The sequence below is a fragment of the Pseudomonas sp. LAMO17WK12:I10 genome, assembly GCF_900215185.1.
GTDB classification, from domain to species: domain Bacteria; phylum Pseudomonadota; class Gammaproteobacteria; order Pseudomonadales; family Pseudomonadaceae; genus Aquipseudomonas; species Aquipseudomonas chlororaphis.
In genome coordinates this window covers 291636-306296 of sequence record NZ_OBDX01000004.1, presented here as the reverse complement: position 1 = coordinate 306296, position 14661 = coordinate 291636, and the positions used below count along the sequence as shown (strand labels likewise).

The 14661-nt window shown below is 63.2% G+C and carries 14 protein-coding genes; 12 read left to right on the top strand and 2 right to left on the bottom strand.

Annotation, left to right across the window (positions count from 1 at the left end; all coding sequences use genetic code 11):
- Window positions 1-16 precede the first annotated feature (16 nt).
- From CRO75_RS07550 to CRO75_RS07530, 6 genes are all read left to right on the top strand, one after another.
- Window positions 17-652 (top strand): RluA family pseudouridine synthase, encoded by a 636-nt coding sequence (locus CRO75_RS07550; RefSeq protein ID WP_007928667.1) that lies wholly within the window; start codon window positions 17-19, stop codon window positions 650-652.
- A 152-nt stretch (window positions 653-804) separates the two neighbouring features.
- Window positions 805-1641 carry a hypothetical protein gene (locus CRO75_RS07545; RefSeq protein ID WP_097134888.1) on the top strand — a complete coding sequence of 279 codons (837 nt, stop codon included), beginning with the start codon at window positions 805-807 and terminating at the stop codon, window positions 1639-1641.
- 105 nt (window positions 1642-1746) lie between these two features.
- On the top strand, window positions 1747-3036 hold the full coding sequence (locus CRO75_RS07540) for a M18 family aminopeptidase (RefSeq protein ID WP_009045068.1): 1290 nt from the start codon (window positions 1747-1749) through the stop codon (window positions 3034-3036).
- Between the two features lie 199 nt (window positions 3037-3235).
- The gene (locus CRO75_RS32975; protein ID WP_007927853.1) at window positions 3236-3412 is read left to right on the top strand and encodes a hypothetical protein; all 177 of its coding nucleotides are present in this window, start codon (window positions 3236-3238) and stop codon (window positions 3410-3412) included.
- A 78-nt stretch (window positions 3413-3490) separates the two neighbouring features.
- Entirely contained in the window at window positions 3491-5647 is a 2157-nt protein-coding gene (locus CRO75_RS07535; protein ID WP_097134887.1) for a mechanosensitive ion channel domain-containing protein, read from the top strand.
- A gap of 108 nt (window positions 5648-5755) precedes the next feature.
- Window positions 5756-7102 (top strand): amidohydrolase, encoded by a 1347-nt coding sequence (locus tag CRO75_RS07530; protein ID WP_097134886.1) that lies wholly within the window; start codon window positions 5756-5758, stop codon window positions 7100-7102.
- Window positions 7103-7157: 55 nt separating this feature from the next.
- On the opposite strand, the gene phnR is transcribed toward CRO75_RS07530, so the two are convergent.
- Entirely contained in the window at window positions 7158-7871 is a 714-nt protein-coding gene (gene phnR / locus CRO75_RS07525; RefSeq protein ID WP_097134885.1) for a phosphonate utilization transcriptional regulator PhnR, read from the bottom strand.
- A gap of 352 nt (window positions 7872-8223) precedes the next feature.
- Between phnR and CRO75_RS07520 the strand changes: the two genes are divergently transcribed.
- The 6 genes from CRO75_RS07520 to CRO75_RS07495 all read left to right on the top strand — a co-directional run bounded on the left by CRO75_RS07520 (window position 8224) and on the right by CRO75_RS07495 (window position 13529).
- Window positions 8224-9291: an ABC transporter substrate-binding protein gene (locus CRO75_RS07520; protein ID WP_009045072.1), complete on the top strand. Its 1068-nt coding sequence runs from the start codon at window positions 8224-8226 to the stop codon at window positions 9289-9291.
- A gap of 125 nt (window positions 9292-9416) precedes the next feature.
- Window positions 9417-10223 (top strand): alkaline phosphatase family protein, encoded by an 807-nt coding sequence (locus tag CRO75_RS07515; RefSeq protein ID WP_097134884.1) that lies wholly within the window; start codon window positions 9417-9419, stop codon window positions 10221-10223.
- On the top strand, window positions 10220-11065 hold the full coding sequence (locus CRO75_RS07510) for an ABC transporter permease subunit (protein ID WP_007927839.1): 846 nt from the start codon (window positions 10220-10222) through the stop codon (window positions 11063-11065). The genes CRO75_RS07515 and CRO75_RS07510 overlap by 4 nt, the downstream gene beginning before the upstream one ends.
- The gene (locus CRO75_RS07505) at window positions 11052-11852 is read left to right on the top strand and encodes an ABC transporter permease (RefSeq protein WP_097134883.1); all 801 of its coding nucleotides are present in this window, start codon (window positions 11052-11054) and stop codon (window positions 11850-11852) included. Before CRO75_RS07510 ends, CRO75_RS07505 begins: the two co-directional genes overlap by 14 nt.
- Window positions 11849-12838, top strand: a complete 990-nt coding sequence (locus tag CRO75_RS07500) for an ABC transporter ATP-binding protein (RefSeq protein ID WP_009045075.1) — start codon at window positions 11849-11851, stop codon at window positions 12836-12838. Before CRO75_RS07505 ends, CRO75_RS07500 begins: the two co-directional genes overlap by 4 nt.
- A 37-nt stretch (window positions 12839-12875) precedes the next feature.
- Window positions 12876-13529, top strand: a complete 654-nt coding sequence (locus CRO75_RS07495) for an HAD family hydrolase (protein ID WP_097134882.1) — start codon at window positions 12876-12878, stop codon at window positions 13527-13529.
- A 111-nt stretch (window positions 13530-13640) separates the two neighbouring features.
- Here the strand turns inward: CRO75_RS07495 and CRO75_RS07490 are convergent, their stop codons facing one another.
- Entirely contained in the window at window positions 13641-14603 is a 963-nt protein-coding gene (locus CRO75_RS07490) for a zinc-binding dehydrogenase (RefSeq protein ID WP_097134881.1), read from the bottom strand.
- Between the last annotated feature and the right edge of the window lie 58 nt (window positions 14604-14661).

Below are 14661 nucleotides of genomic sequence, written 5' to 3'. Positions count from 1 at the left end.
TTACGAGGCTGTTTTAATGCCGCTGTCGAATATCCGCATCATTCACCAGGACGCCGCCGTCCTGGTGGTGGACAAGCCCACCCTGCTGCTCTCCGTGCCCGGCCGGGCCGATGACAACAAGGATTGCCTGATCACCCGCCTGCAGGAAAACGGCTACCCGGAAGCCCGCATCGTCCATCGCCTGGACTGGGAAACATCCGGCATCATCCTACTGGCCCGCGACCCCGATACCCATCGCGAACTGTCCCGGCAATTTCACGACCGCGAGACCGAAAAAGCCTACACCGCCCTGTGCTGGGGCCAGCCAGAACTGGACAGCGGCAGTATCGACCTGCCACTGCGCTACGACCCGCCGACCAAACCGCGGCACGTGGTGGACCACGAATTCGGCAAGAACGCCCTGACCTTCTGGCGAGTGCTGGAACGCTGCGGCGACTGGTGCCGCGTCGAGCTGACCCCGATCACCGGGCGCTCGCACCAGCTGCGGGTGCATATGCTGTCCATCGGCCACCCACTGCTGGGCGACGGCCTGTACGCGCATCCGCAAGCGCTGGCCGCCTGGCCACGCCTGTGCCTGCACGCCAGCATGCTCAGCTTCACCCATCCGCAGAGCGGCGAACGCCTGCGCTTCGAGTGCCCGGCACCGTTCTGATCGAGAGCGGCTACCCCAGCGGGACGCCCCTCGATTGAGGGGCATACAGGAAAAATCCGATCAAAATTGAAGATTAATCTGAATAATTTGTTATGAATTTGTGAAAAAAATATTAAAATAGTGGCTATTCGACATTAAGGCAGGAAGCCCTCGTGCTCAGCAGTCAGCCATTTCAACGCGATTACCCTTTCACCTTCTGCTTTCTGAATACCACCCTGCACCTTCGCGAAAAACCTTCGGCAGACGCCTGCACAGCCCTCGAACAACTCATCCGCCAACGTCACGCACACAAACAGACCCGCGCCAGCGCCCCCTTGGCGACCGGCCAGACACCGCTGTTCGCCAAGGTGCAGCCCCTGGATACGCTCAAGGCGAAAGTTCGCGTCACCCTGGGCAAGCCCCAGCGCAACGGTCGCTTCGACTGGCCACTGGAAGAGCTGATCAACACCGTCGAAGCCCAGCGACGCGGCGTACAGATGTCCGACCTTGAAGGATTCGGCTATACCCGGGATCGCCTGGGGCTGGTACAGGAATACTTCATCCTTACCCGCCTGCTGGATGATTACGTCGACGGCGTACAGTGGTTGCGCAACAACCCGGACAAGATCGAGCCTTTTATCCGCGATGCATTCGGCCTGCTGCACTCCCTCGCGCAAAAGAACATCACCCACATGGATTTCTGGGCCGGCAACATCATGATCAGCCCCCAGGCTCCGCTCAAGGCCATCGACTTCGAGAACTGCTTCGCGACCATCACGCCCCATGCCAGCGAAACCCTGGGTTTTCAGTTGGGTTTCTTCTATCGCCGCGAAGTCTACAAACTGATCACCGAAGCGCAGTACGATGCGCTGGTGGAGGAATACCTCGATCAACTGCCAGGCATTTGCGCAGAGAAATTCAATGAGGTTTACCAGGCCAGCAAGCATGAATATGTGGGTCGCAAGCAACGCCGCGAAGTATTCCTCAAAGGCAACCTGATCACCGGTTGAGCCGTTTTCCCTGCCGCGATGAATGTTGTCTCCCTCAACGGCATTGCGCCTGCAATGCCGCGAGCCGATACGGTAAACTCGCGCCACTGCTGTCTGGAGTTACTTATGCGCGAAGAGTTGAACCAGGGCCTGATCGACTTCCTCAAGGCCTCCCCTACCCCTTTCCATGCAACCGCCAGCCTCGTACAACGCCTGGAGGCCGCGGGCTACCAGCGTCTCGACGAGCGCGAGCCGTGGACCACCGAAGCCAACGGTCGCTACTACGTCACCCGCAATGACTCCTCCATCGTGGCCGTCAAGCTGGGGCGGCATTCGCCTCTGCAAGGCGGGATCCGCATGGTCGGCGCGCACACCGACAGCCCGTGCCTGCGGGTCAAGCCGCAACCGGAGCTGCAACGCCAGGGCTTCTGGCAACTGGGCGTGGAAGTCTACGGCGGCGCCCTGCTGGCGCCCTGGTTCGACCGCGACCTGTCGCTGGCCGGCCGCGTCACCTTCCGCCGCGACGGCAGGGTTGAAAGCCAGCTGATCGACTTCAAGGCGCCCATCGCGATCATCCCCAACCTGGCGATTCACCTCAATCGCGAGGCCAACCAGGGCTGGGCCATCAATGCCCAGACCGAGTTGCCGCCGATCCTCGCGCAATTCGCCGGCGACGAGCGGGTCGATTTCCGCGCGGTGCTGACCGACCAGCTGGCCCGCGAACACGGCCTGAACGCCGATGTGGTGCTCGATTACGAGCTGAGCTTCTACGACACCCAAAGCGCGGCGGTAATCGGCCTGCACGGCGACTTCATCGCCGGTGCGCGCCTGGACAACCTGCTGTCCTGCTACGCCGGCCTGCAAGCCCTGCTCAACGCCGACACCGAGGAAACCTGCGTGCTGGTCTGCAACGACCACGAAGAAGTCGGCTCCTGCTCGGCCTGCGGCGCCGACGGCCCGATGCTCGAGCAGACCCTGCGCCGCCTGCTGCCCGAAGGCGACGAATTCGTGCGTACCATCCAGAAGTCGCTGCTGGTCTCGGCCGACAACGCCCACGGCGTGCACCCCAACTACGCCGACAAGCACGATGCCAACCACGGCCCGAAACTCAACGCCGGCCCGGTGATCAAGGTCAACAGCAACCAGCGCTACGCCACCAACAGCGAAACCGCCGGTTTCTTCCGCCACCTGTGCATGGCCGAGGAAGTGCCGGTGCAAAGTTTCGTGGTGCGCAGCGACATGGGTTGTGGCTCGACCATCGGCCCGATCACCGCCAGCCACCTGGGCGTGCGCACCGTGGATATCGGCCTGCCGACTTTCGCCATGCACTCGATCCGCGAACTGTGCGGCAGCCACGACCTGGCTCACCTGGTGAAGGTCTTGAGCGCGTTCTACGCCAGCCGCGATCTGCCGTAAGCCCCGTGTAGCCGCTGCCGCAGGCTGCGAAAAGCCCGAAGGGCTTCAGCGATCTCAAGATCCTGCGCCTGTTTTTACAGGTGATCGCAGCCTGCGGCAGTGGCGACAAGGGTGCCGAAGCATTTCTGATGCACATCAACCCGAACCTCGCCAAAGCCACCTAGACTTAGGACTATCCCCTTCCGACAAGGCTGTCGCCATGATCTCGATGTCTTCGTTCCACGCCATGCTCATTCCCATTCTCTCGGGAATGATCCTGTTGGCCATCGGCTACAACTTCCGCGACAAGAACGCCGGTATCTTCAGCATGTGGGCCGGTATGCTGCTGATCCTCGGCACCGTGATCTACAAAATCCTCGCCAAACTCGCCGAATAAATCCGCCGTCCAGGCTCGCATTGGTATTGGCTGCCTCGTACACTCGGTCGATCCGCTTTTTCTGAGGTTGATCGCCCAGTGTTTGCTCGTCTTTCCGTTCTGCCCTACTGCCTGTTTCTCTGTCTCCTGACACTGTTGCCGCTGTCATCGGCCCAGGCAGTGGGTTTGCCGGGCCTGCTCAACAGCGGCAAAACCCAGCCACAAGCCGAGCTGCCCCTGGGGCAGTCGCTGGACGAAGTGATCAAGTCCCTGGAAAACGACCAGCAACGCACCCAGTTGCTGACCGACCTGAAAAAGCTCCGCGACGCCACGAAGAAGGCCCAGATGCCCGCCGAAGAAGGCGTGCTCGGCCTGATCGGCGGCACCCTGTCCAGCTTCGAAAAACAGTTCTCCGGCGCCGACAGCCCGATCACTCGCTGGTCGAACGAATTCGATCAGGCCCAGGATGAACTGGCGGCCCTGATGCTGCCGGCCAGCGAATGGCTGCCGATCATCTTCGCCTTCGCCCTGATCCTGATGGTCTGGAGCCTGCTGGCGGCGGCGCTGATCTGGCTCAGCCACCGCCTGCGCGAGCGTTTCGGTCTCACCGAAGAACTGCCACAACACCCCAAGACCTGGGACCTGCTGCGCTTCGCCCTGCGCAAACTCGGGCCCTGGCTGATCGCGCTGATCATGACCGTGTACATGACCTACAAGCTGCCATCGTCCCTGGGCAAGGACCTGGCCATGGTCCTGGCTTATGCGCTGGTGGTCGGCACCTGCTTCTCGGCGATCTGCGTGATCGCCTTTTCCGTGCTGGACGGTCCGAACCGTCACCGCGCGCTGTACATCCTGCGTCGCCAGGCGTTCCGGCCGCTGTGGCTGATCGGCAGTTTCGCCGCCTTCGGCGAGGCCCTGAGCGACCCGCGGTTGATCGCCAGCCTGGGCAGCCACCTGGCGCACACCGCGGCCACCTTCGCCAATGTGATGGCGGCCTTGTCCACCGGGGTATTCATCCTGCGTTTCCGCCGGCCGATCGCGCACCTGATCCGCAACCAGCCGCTGTCCCGCCGCCTGACCCGCCGCGCCCTTAGCGACACCATCGAGATCATTGGCACCTTCTGGTACCTGCCAGCGCTGGTGCTGGTGGCCATTTCCCTGTTCGCCACCTTCATTTCCGCTGGCGATACCAGCACCGCCCTGCGCCAGTCGCTGATCTGCACCGTACTGCTGGTGCTGTGCATGGTGATCAACGGCCTGGTGCGCCGCCATTCCCTCAAGCCCCAGCGCGGGCACAAGCGCCACGCCCTGTACTCCGAGCGCCTCAAAGGCTTCTTCTACACCCTCGCCCACCTGATGGTATGGCTGGTGTTCATCGAGCTCGGCCTGCGGGTCTGGGGCATGTCGCTGATCCGCTTCACCGAAGGCGACGGCCACGAAATCAGCGTCAAGCTGTTCAGCCTCGGCGGCACCCTGCTGTTCGCCTGGCTGATCTGGATCCTCAGCGACACCGCGGTGCACCACGCCCTGACCCGCTCGCGCAAAGGCCTGGCCAATGCCCGGGCGCAGACCATGATGCCGCTGATCCGCAACGTGCTGTTCGTGGCGATCTTCATCATTGCCCTGATCGTCGCCCTGGCGAACATGGGCATGAACGTCACGCCGCTGCTGGCCGGTGCCGGGGTGATCGGCCTGGCCATCGGTTTTGGCGCCCAGTCGCTGGTGGCCGACCTGATCACCGGCCTGTTCATCATCATCGAGGACTCCCTGGCCATCGACGACTACGTGGATGTCGGCGGCCACCTGGGTACCGTCGAAGGCCTGACCATCCGCACCGTGCGCCTGCGGGACATCGACGGCATCGTGCACACCATCCCGTTCAGCGAAATCAAGAGCATCAAGAACTACTCCCGGGAGTTCGGCTACGCGATCTTCCGGGTGGCCATTCCGTACAACATGGACATAGACGAAGCCATCAAACTGATGCGCGATGTCGGCCAGAAGATGCGCACCGACCCGCTGCAACGGCGCAATATCTGGTCGCCGCTGGAGTTCCAGGGGGTGGAAAGCTTCGAGTCCGGCAACGCGATTCTGCGCGCCCGCTTCAAGACCGCGCCGATCAAACAATGGGAGGTGTCGCGAGCCTTCAACCTGTCCCTCAAGCGTCACCTCGACGAAGCCGGAATGGACCTGGCCACGCCACGCATGAGCGTGCAAGTGATCACCGCCGGCGGCGGGCCCCAGCAAGAGGAGTAAGGCGTCCGGCCGCGCCTCGGCAAGGGCGCGGTCGCACTCTCCAGGGTTGGGGGCGGTCACAGGTTCTGGCACCTGAGCAGCACAACACTAATCATGGAGAGAGTCCCTATGCAGCTATCCGCTATCGCCCAAGCCTGCCTGATCGGCGTCCTGGCCTTGTCCGGCCAGGCCGCCAACGCTGTCGACGACAGCGCTATGGAACAGGCCCGCCAGCACATCGCCGAACAGGCCAAGGCCCTGGAGCCGACGCTGCTGGAAACCCGTCGCGATATCCACGCCCACCCGGAACTCGGTAACACCGAACAGCGCACCGCACAGCTGGTAGCCACGCAATTGCGCGCTCTGGGCCTGGAGGTCAAGACCGGCGTCGCCCGTACCGGTGTGGTGGCGGTGCTCAAGGGCGCCCTGCCCGGCCCCACCGTGGCCTTGCGCGCCGATATGGACGCGCTGCCGGTCAAGGAAGTCGCGGACCTGCCGTTCGCCTCCAAGGCCAAGGGGCGCTACCTGGACAAGGAAGTGGACGTCATGCACGCCTGCGGCCACGACGCCCACACCGCCATCCTGCTGAGCACGGCGAAAATCCTCAGCGACATGCGCGAGCGCCTGCCCGGCACCGTGGTGTTCTATTTCCAGCCCGCCGAAGAAGGCCCGAGCGATTTCATCCCCGACGGCAAGAACATCTGGGGCGCGAAGATGATGGTGCAGGAAGGCGTGATGCAATCGCCCAAGCCGGACGCGGTGTTCGGCCTGCATGTCTGGGCCGGGATTCCGGCCGGGCGCATCGCCTATCGCCCGGGCCCGACCCTGGCCAGCTCCGACGACCTGCGCATCAGGATCCTCGGCAAGCAGACCCACGCCGGCCGCCCCTGGGACGGCATCGATCCGATCACGGTCGGGGCCCAGGCCATAGTCGGGCTGCAGACCGTGGTCAGCCGTCGCACCGACATCTCGTCGTTTCCCTCGGTGGTCAGCATCGGCACCATCAACGGTGGCACGCGCTACAACATCATCCCCGAGTCGCTGGACATGAGCGGCACCATCCGCTCCTACGACTACGGCATTCGCCAGAAGCTGCACAGCGATGTGCGCCAGACCGTGGAAAAGATCGCCGAAAGCGGCGGCGCCAAGGCTGAGGTGACCATCATCGAGAAGTACGACCCGACCATCAACGACCCGGCCCTGACCGAGAAGATGCTGCCGAGCCTGCGCTGGGCGGCCAGGGACGATGTGGTGCAAGGCCCGCTGGTAGGGGGCGCGGAGGACTTTTCCTTCTATGCCAAGGAGGCGCCGGGGCTGTTCGTGTTTCTCGGCGTGACACCGCGGGACCAGGACATGGCCAAGGCCGCGCCAAACCACAACCCGGGGTTCTTTGTCGATGAATCGGCGCTGGTGGTGGGCGTGCGTACCCTGGCGTCATTGACCACCGATTATCTGTTTGCCGGGGCCAAACCTTAAGGATTGGCCCCCTGGCGTCATCGCGAGCAAGCTCGCTCCCGCACCGGGAGCGGGCTCAGACCACATCGACACCGACATGGATCGCGTCGTGGCGCCAGAACTCCAGGTCGCAGTCGATCAGGCGCTGGTGCTGGTCGTAATTGACCCGGGCGATCCGCAGCCCGGGACTGCCGGCCGAAACCTTCAACGCCGCGGCCGCCTCCACCGGCAAGGAGGTCGGCACGATCTCGAAGCGCACCCGGCCGTAATGCAGGTCGTAGTGCCGGGCATACAGCTCGGTGATCGACTGGTTCAGGTCGAAATCGAGAATGCCCGGAAAGTACTGCGGATTGAGGTAGTGCTCGACATACAGCACCAGGCGCTCGTCGATGCGTCGTACCCGACGGATCTGGATCACGCTGGACAGCGCCGGCAGTTGCAGCCAGGCACAGACCGCCGCTGAAGCCGGTTGCAGGCGCGCCGAAATCATCTCGGTCGACGGCACCCGCCCCTGGGCGCTGACCATCGCGTGAAAATGGCTGCGCTGCATCAGGTTGTAGGCCAGGCGTGGCGGCGAGACGAACCAGCCGCGCCGCTCCTCGCGGTAGATCTGGCCCTGGGCCTCCAACTGCAACAAGGCTTCGCGCACGGTAATCCGCGTAGTGCCGAACAACTCGCTGAGCTTGCGCTCGGCCGGCAGCTTGCTACCGGGTGCCAACAACCCGTGATCGATCTGTTCCTGCAGGACCTGCCCAATGGCTGTCACCGCCTTGACTGCCTCTTCGCGCATCAACGTTACCTATCTGGACTAGACCAGCACTGTTTCAGGGCAAAACGTGCCAGGGAAAAAGGCCCTCAGCCTTCACCGAGAGCCTAGGCACTGCATATGACTGACAGATGACAACACCGCCAAATGGCTGTGCCAGACGCCTGCAATTGGCTGGCCAAGTCCTTTCATATCAGCTGTTTAGCCCTGGGCTACGCTTATCTCGCAGACCCGTGCCGGACACTCGCAAACGCCTTGCAGGACTGATGCCGACATCAAAGTGTCATCCAGCCGGCTTAAATTGGCTCAGGTATTGCTGACCTAGACCAACAACGTTAGACAAACACAGCGTTGAACACGCCCAAAGGAGCTTCGGATGAAACAGCTTTTCCTGGCATCACTGTTAGGCTCGACCATCGCCCTGTGCACCGCCGCCATGGCCGCCGATACCGACTTGAAGACCCTGGAAGCCGCGGCGAAAGCCGAAGGCGCCGTCAACAGCGTCGGCATGCCCGACGACTGGGCCAACTGGAAAGGGACCTGGGAAGACCTGGCCAAGCACTACGGCCTCAAGCACATCGACACCGACATGAGCTCGGCCCAGGAGATCGCCAAGTTCGCCGCCGAGAAAGACAACGCCAGCGCCGACATCGGCGACGTCGGCGCGGCCTTCGGCCCGATCGCGGTCAAGCAGGGCGTGGTCCAGCCTTACAAGCCAAGCACCTGGGACCAGGTCCCGGACTGGGCCAAGGACAAGGACGGCAACTGGGCGCTGGCCTACACCGGCACCATCGCTTTCATCATCAACAAGAAGCTGCTGCACGGCTCCGAAGCCCCCAAAAGCTGGGCCGACCTGGAGAAAGGCAAATACAAGGTCTCCATCGGCGACGTGAGCACCGCTGCCCAGGCCGCCAACGGCGTGCTGGCCGCGGCCATCGCCAAGGGCGGCGATGAAAAGAACATCCAGCCGGCACTGCTGATGTTCGCCGAAATCGCCAAGCAGGGGCGCCTGTCGCTGGCCAACCCGACCATCGCCACCATGGAAAAGGGTGAAGTGGAAGTCGGCGTGGTCTGGGACTTCAACGGCTTGAGCTACCGCAACAAGATGGTCAACAAGGACGACTACATCGTGCTGATCCCGTCGGACGGCTCGGTGATCTCCGGCTACACCACCATCATCAACAAATACGCCAAGCACCCGAACGCGGCCAAGCTGACCCGTGAATACATCTTCAGCGATGCCGGCCAGATCAACCTGGCGCGCGGCAATGCCCGTCCGATCCGCGCCGAGCACCTGACCCTGCCCGCCGAAGTCCAGGCCAACCTGCTGCCCAACGAGCAGTACAAGAAAGTCACGCCGATCAAGGACGCCGATGCCTGGGAGAAGACCTCCAAGGGCCTGCCACAGAAATGGCAGGAAGAAGTGATCATCAACATGCAGTAATGCTGCATCTGTAGGAGCGAGCTTGCCCGCGATCCAGGCGCCGCGGTCGTCCTGGAACCGCGGAGATACAATCGCGAGCAAGTTCGCTCCTACAGGCACCTGGTTGTCTTGCGGAGTCCTTCCCCATGTCACACAACGTCATCCTTGTCGTGCTCGATGGCCTCAACCATGAGGTCGCCCGCCACGCCATGGGGCACCTTCAGGCCTATGTCGGCGCGGGACGCGCCGCGCTGTACAAGCTGGAATGCGAACTGCCGGCCCTGTCCCGACCGCTCTACGAATGCATCCTGACCGGGGTGCCACCGATCGACAGCGGCATCGTGCACAACAACATCTCGCGCCTGTCCAACCAGCGCAGCATTTTCCACTACGCCAGCGCCGCCGGGCTCGGCACCGCCGCCGCGGCCTATCACTGGATCAGCGAGCTGTACAACCGCTCACCGTTCAACCCGGCCCGGGACCGGCATACCGACAACAAGAAACTGCCGATCCAGCACGGGCATTTCTACTGGAACGACCACTACCCCGATTCCCACCTGTTCGCCGATGCCGAACACCTGCGGCTGCGCCATGCCCCGAACTTTCTCCTGGTGCACCCGATGAACATCGACGACGCCGGGCACAAGCACGGCCTCGACAGCCCGCAGTACCGCAACAGTGCACGCGCGGCCGACATCATCCTCGCCGATTACCTGCAAGGCTGGCTCGACGCCGGCTACCAGGTGCTGGTGACCGCCGACCACGGCATGAACAACGACCGCTCCCACAACGGCCTGCTGCCGGAGGAGCGGGAAGTGCCGTTGTTCGTTCTCGGCGATGCGTTCAGTTTCAGCCCCGTCGCCACGCCGGATCAGACCGAGTTGTGCGGCACCATCTGCGAGTTGCTCGGCGTGCCCCACGACAAACCTGTATGCCGGGAGTTGCTGAAGTGAATGCATTCACCCGCGGCAAATGGCTGGCGATCCTGTGCCTGCTGCCCTTTGCCCTGTTCTTCATCGTGTTCCAGATCGCTCCGCTGCTCTGGGTGCTGATCAATAGCCTGCAATCGGAAGAGTTCGGCTGGGGCCTGGCCAATTTCAACAAGATCTTCAGTTCCAGGTTCTATCTGCAGGCCATCCAGTACAGCCTGGAGATCAGCTTCTGGTCGAGCGTGTTCGGCATCGTCATCGCAATTCTCGGCAGCTACTCGCTGCGCCGGGTCGACTCGAAGCTGCGCAACTTCGTCAACGCCTTCGCCAACATGACCAGCAACTTCGCCGGCGTGCCCCTGGCGTTCGCCTTCATCATCCTGCTGGGCTTCAACGGCAGCATCACCATCATGCTCAAGCAGGCGGGGATCATTCAGGACTTCAACCTGTACTCCAAGACCGGCCTGATCATCCTCTACACCTACTTCCAGATCCCCCTGGGCGTGCTGCTGCTCTACCCGGCCTTCGATGCCCTGCGTGAAGACTGGCGCGAGTCCGCGGCACTGCTTGGCGCCAGTGGCTGGCAGTTCTGGCGCCACATCGGCCTGCCGGTGCTGACCCCGGCGCTGCTGGGGACCTTCGTCATCCTGCTGGCCAATGCCCTGGGCGCCTATGCCACGGTCTATGCACTGACCACCGGCAACTTCAACGTGCTGCCGATCCGCATCGCCGCCATGGTTTCCGGCGACATCTCCCTCGACCCGAACATGGCCAGCGCCCTGGCCGTGGTCCTGGTGGCGCTGATGACCCTGGTGACCATCGTCCATCAGCTGCTGTTGAAGAGGAGCTACCATGTCTCGCGCTGAACCCGGCTCCGCCGCCCTCTATCACCGGGTCGTGGTGTATCTGCTGTTCGCCATCCTCCTGCTGCCGCTGGCCGGGACCCTGGTCTACTCCATCGCCAGCAACTGGTCGGCGACCATCCTGCCCAGCGGCTTTACCTTCAAGTGGTACATCCAGCTGTGGAGCGACCCGCGCTTCCTGCACGCCTTCGGCCAGTCGCTGCTGGTCTGCGTCGGCGCCCTGATCCTGTCGGTGGTGCTGATCCTGCCGCTGCTGTTCGTGGTGCACTACCACTTCCCAAGGCTCGATGCGCTGATGAACATCCTGATCCTGCTGCCGTTCGCGGTGCCGCCGGTGGTGTCCTCGGTGGGCCTGCTGCAACTCTACGGTTCGGGACCGTTCGCCATGGTCGGCACGCCGTGGATCCTCGTCGGCTGCTACTTCACCGTGGCCCTGCCGTTCATGTACCGGGCGATCACCAATAACCTGCAAGCGATCAACCTGCGCGACCTGATGGACGCCGCCCAGTTGCTGGGCGCCAGTACCTGGCAGGCGGCTTTCCTGGTGGTGCTGCCGAACCTGCGCAAGGGCCTGATGGTGGCCCTGCTGCTGTCGTTCTCGTTCCTGTTCGGCGAGTTCGTGTTCGCCAACATCCTGGTGGGCACCCGCTACGAAACCCTGCAGGTCTACCTGAACAACATGCGCAACAGCAGCGGCCACTTCACCAGCGCGCTGGTGATTTCCTACTTCTTCTTTGTGCTGGTTCTGACCTGGGCCGCCAACATCTTGAACAAGGACAAAAGCCAATGAGCTTCGTCAGCGTCCAACACCTGCAGAAAAACTACAGTGGCACCCCGGTGTTCAGCGACATCAACTGCGAAATCCACAAGGGCGAATTCGTCACCCTGCTCGGCCCGTCCGGCTGCGGCAAATCCACCCTGCTGCGCTGCATCGCCGGCCTGACCCCGGTGGACGCCGGCAAGATCCTCCTCGACGGCCACGACATCGTGCCCCTGAGCCCGCAGAAACGCGGGATCGGCATGGTGTTCCAGAGCTATGCGCTGTTCCCCAACATGACCGTGGAGCAGAACGTGGCCTTCGGCCTGCGCATGCAGAAGGTCAACGCCGACGAGAGCCACCAGCGCGTGCTCGAAGTCCTGCGCCTGGTGGAACTGCACGACTTCGCCAGCCGTTATCCCCATCAACTGTCCGGGGGCCAGTGCCAGCGCGTGGCCCTGGCCCGCTCGCTGGTGACCCGCCCGCGCCTGTTGCTGCTGGACGAGCCGCTGTCGGCGCTGGACGCACGGATCCGCAAGCACCTGCGCGAACAAATCCGGCAGATCCAGCGCGAACTGGGGCTGACCACGATTTTCGTGACCCACGACCAGGAAGAAGCCCTGACCATGTCGGACCGTATTTTCCTGATGAACCAGGGCAAGATCGTCCAGAGCGGCGACGCCGAGACGCTCTACACCGCACCGGTGGATGTGTTCGCCGCTGGCTTCATCGGCAACTACAACCTGCTGGATGCAGAAAGTGCCAGCAGGCTGCTGCAGCGACCGATCACCGGGCGTATCGCGATTCGTCCCGAAGCCATCGAACTACGCAAGGACGGCGAACCCGACGCGCAGATCCGCAGCCATAGCCTGCTGGGCAATGTGATCCGCTACCGGGTCGAGGCCCGTGGCGTGGAACTGGTGGTGGATGTGTTGAACCGCTCGCCGGACGATCTGCACCCCGACGGCCAACGCCTGGCACTTTCCATCGATCCCACGGCCCTCTGTGAGGTAGCCTGATGACTTTGACGCAAACGATTAAGAGAGAGCGGTACTAATGGCCCTGGCAATTTTTGATCTGGACGAGACCCTGATCCACGGCGACTGCGCCACCCTCTGGAGCGAACAGATGGGGCGCCTGGGCTGGGTCGACAGCGAGTCTTTCATGCGCCGCAACAATGAACTGATGGACGCCTACAGCCACGGCAAGCTGGCCATGGAGGAGTTCATGGCCTTCAGCCTGGAGCCGATGGCCGGCCGCACCCCGGAAGAGGTCGGGCACCTGGTCGGCCCCTGGGTCGAGGACGTGATCGAACCGATCATTTTCAGCGACGCCTGCAAGGCCATCGCCGCCCACCGCAAGGCCGGCGACCGGATCCTGGTGATCTCGGCCTCGGGCACTCACCTGGTCCAGCCCATCGCCGAACGCCTGGGCATCGATGAGGTCCTGGGGATCGAGCTGGAGGTGCTGCACGGGGTCTACAGCGGCAATACCCTGGGCACCCTGACCTACCGCGAAGGCAAGGTCATCCGCCTGCTGGAATGGCTGGATGCCGAGGAAGAAAACCTTGAAGGCGCGAGCTTCTATTCCGACTCGCGCAACGACCTGCCATTGCTGCTGAAGGTCGACTACCCGCATGTGGTCAACCCGGACCCGGTGCTGCGCGAACACGCGGAAAAGGCCGGCTGGCCGATTCATCAGTGGAAATAAGCGCCACTGTAGCCACTGCCGCAGGCTGCGATCGCCCACAACGTGGGCGCAAGATCTGAAGATCGCTGAAGCCCTTCGGGCTTATCGCAGCCTGCGGCAGCGGTTACAGGATCAGACCAAGGTTTCGTCGATCAGCAGCATCAGCTTGCCCGACACCTGGTTGGTCGCCAGCTCGGCAAAGGCCGCTTCGGCGTCCTTGATCGGGAAGGTCATGGCCAGCTGCGGGCTCAGGCGCCCTTCGGCGAACAGTGGCCAGACATGCTGGCTGAGGTCGCTGAACAGATCGGCTTTGAACTGCTCGTCGCGGCTGCGCAGGGTCGACCCCAGCAACTGGATGCGCTTGCCGAGGATCTGCGCCAGGTCCAACTGGGCCTCGCGCCCACCCATCAAGCCGATCAGCACCCAGCGCCCGTCCAGGGCCAGCAGCTTGACGTTGTGCACGGCATAGTTGGCGCCGACCGGATCCAGGATCACATCGAACGGCCCGAAATCCCGCAGGCCTTCCAGGCCATCAGTGCGCACCACGCCACCCTGGGCCCCCAGTGCTTCACAGTAGGCCAGGCGGTCGGCGGAACCGACGCTGACCCAGCATGGATTGCCAAACGCCTTGCACAACTGGATCGCGGCCGAACCGACACCACTGGCGCCGGCGTGCAGCAGGACCTTTTCCCCCGGCTTGAGGGCCGCCAGCTGGAACAGGTTCAGCCAGGCGGTGCTGTACACCTCGGGCAGCGCCGCCGCCTGTGCCAGGGACAGCCCTTCCGGCACCGGCAGGACATGACGGGCATCGACCACCACTTCCTCGGCCATGCCGCCCCCGGCCAGCAGTGCGCAGACCCGATCGCCGACCTGCCACGCCGAACCTGGGCCGACCTCGCTGATCACCCCCGAGCACTCAAGGCCCAGCACCTTGCTGGCGCCCGGTGGCGGCGGATAGAGCCCGGCCCGTTGCAACAGGTCGGCCCGGTTCAGTCCCGCGGCCGCCACGCGGATGCGCACTTGTCCTACGTCGCACGTCGGACTGGGCTCTTCAACCCACTCCACATGACCTTCAACGCCTTGCAATGCTTTCACAGTGCCTCCATAGTGAGTCTGGACTGAGCCCGGAGCTGTAGCACCGGGCTTTTTGCAT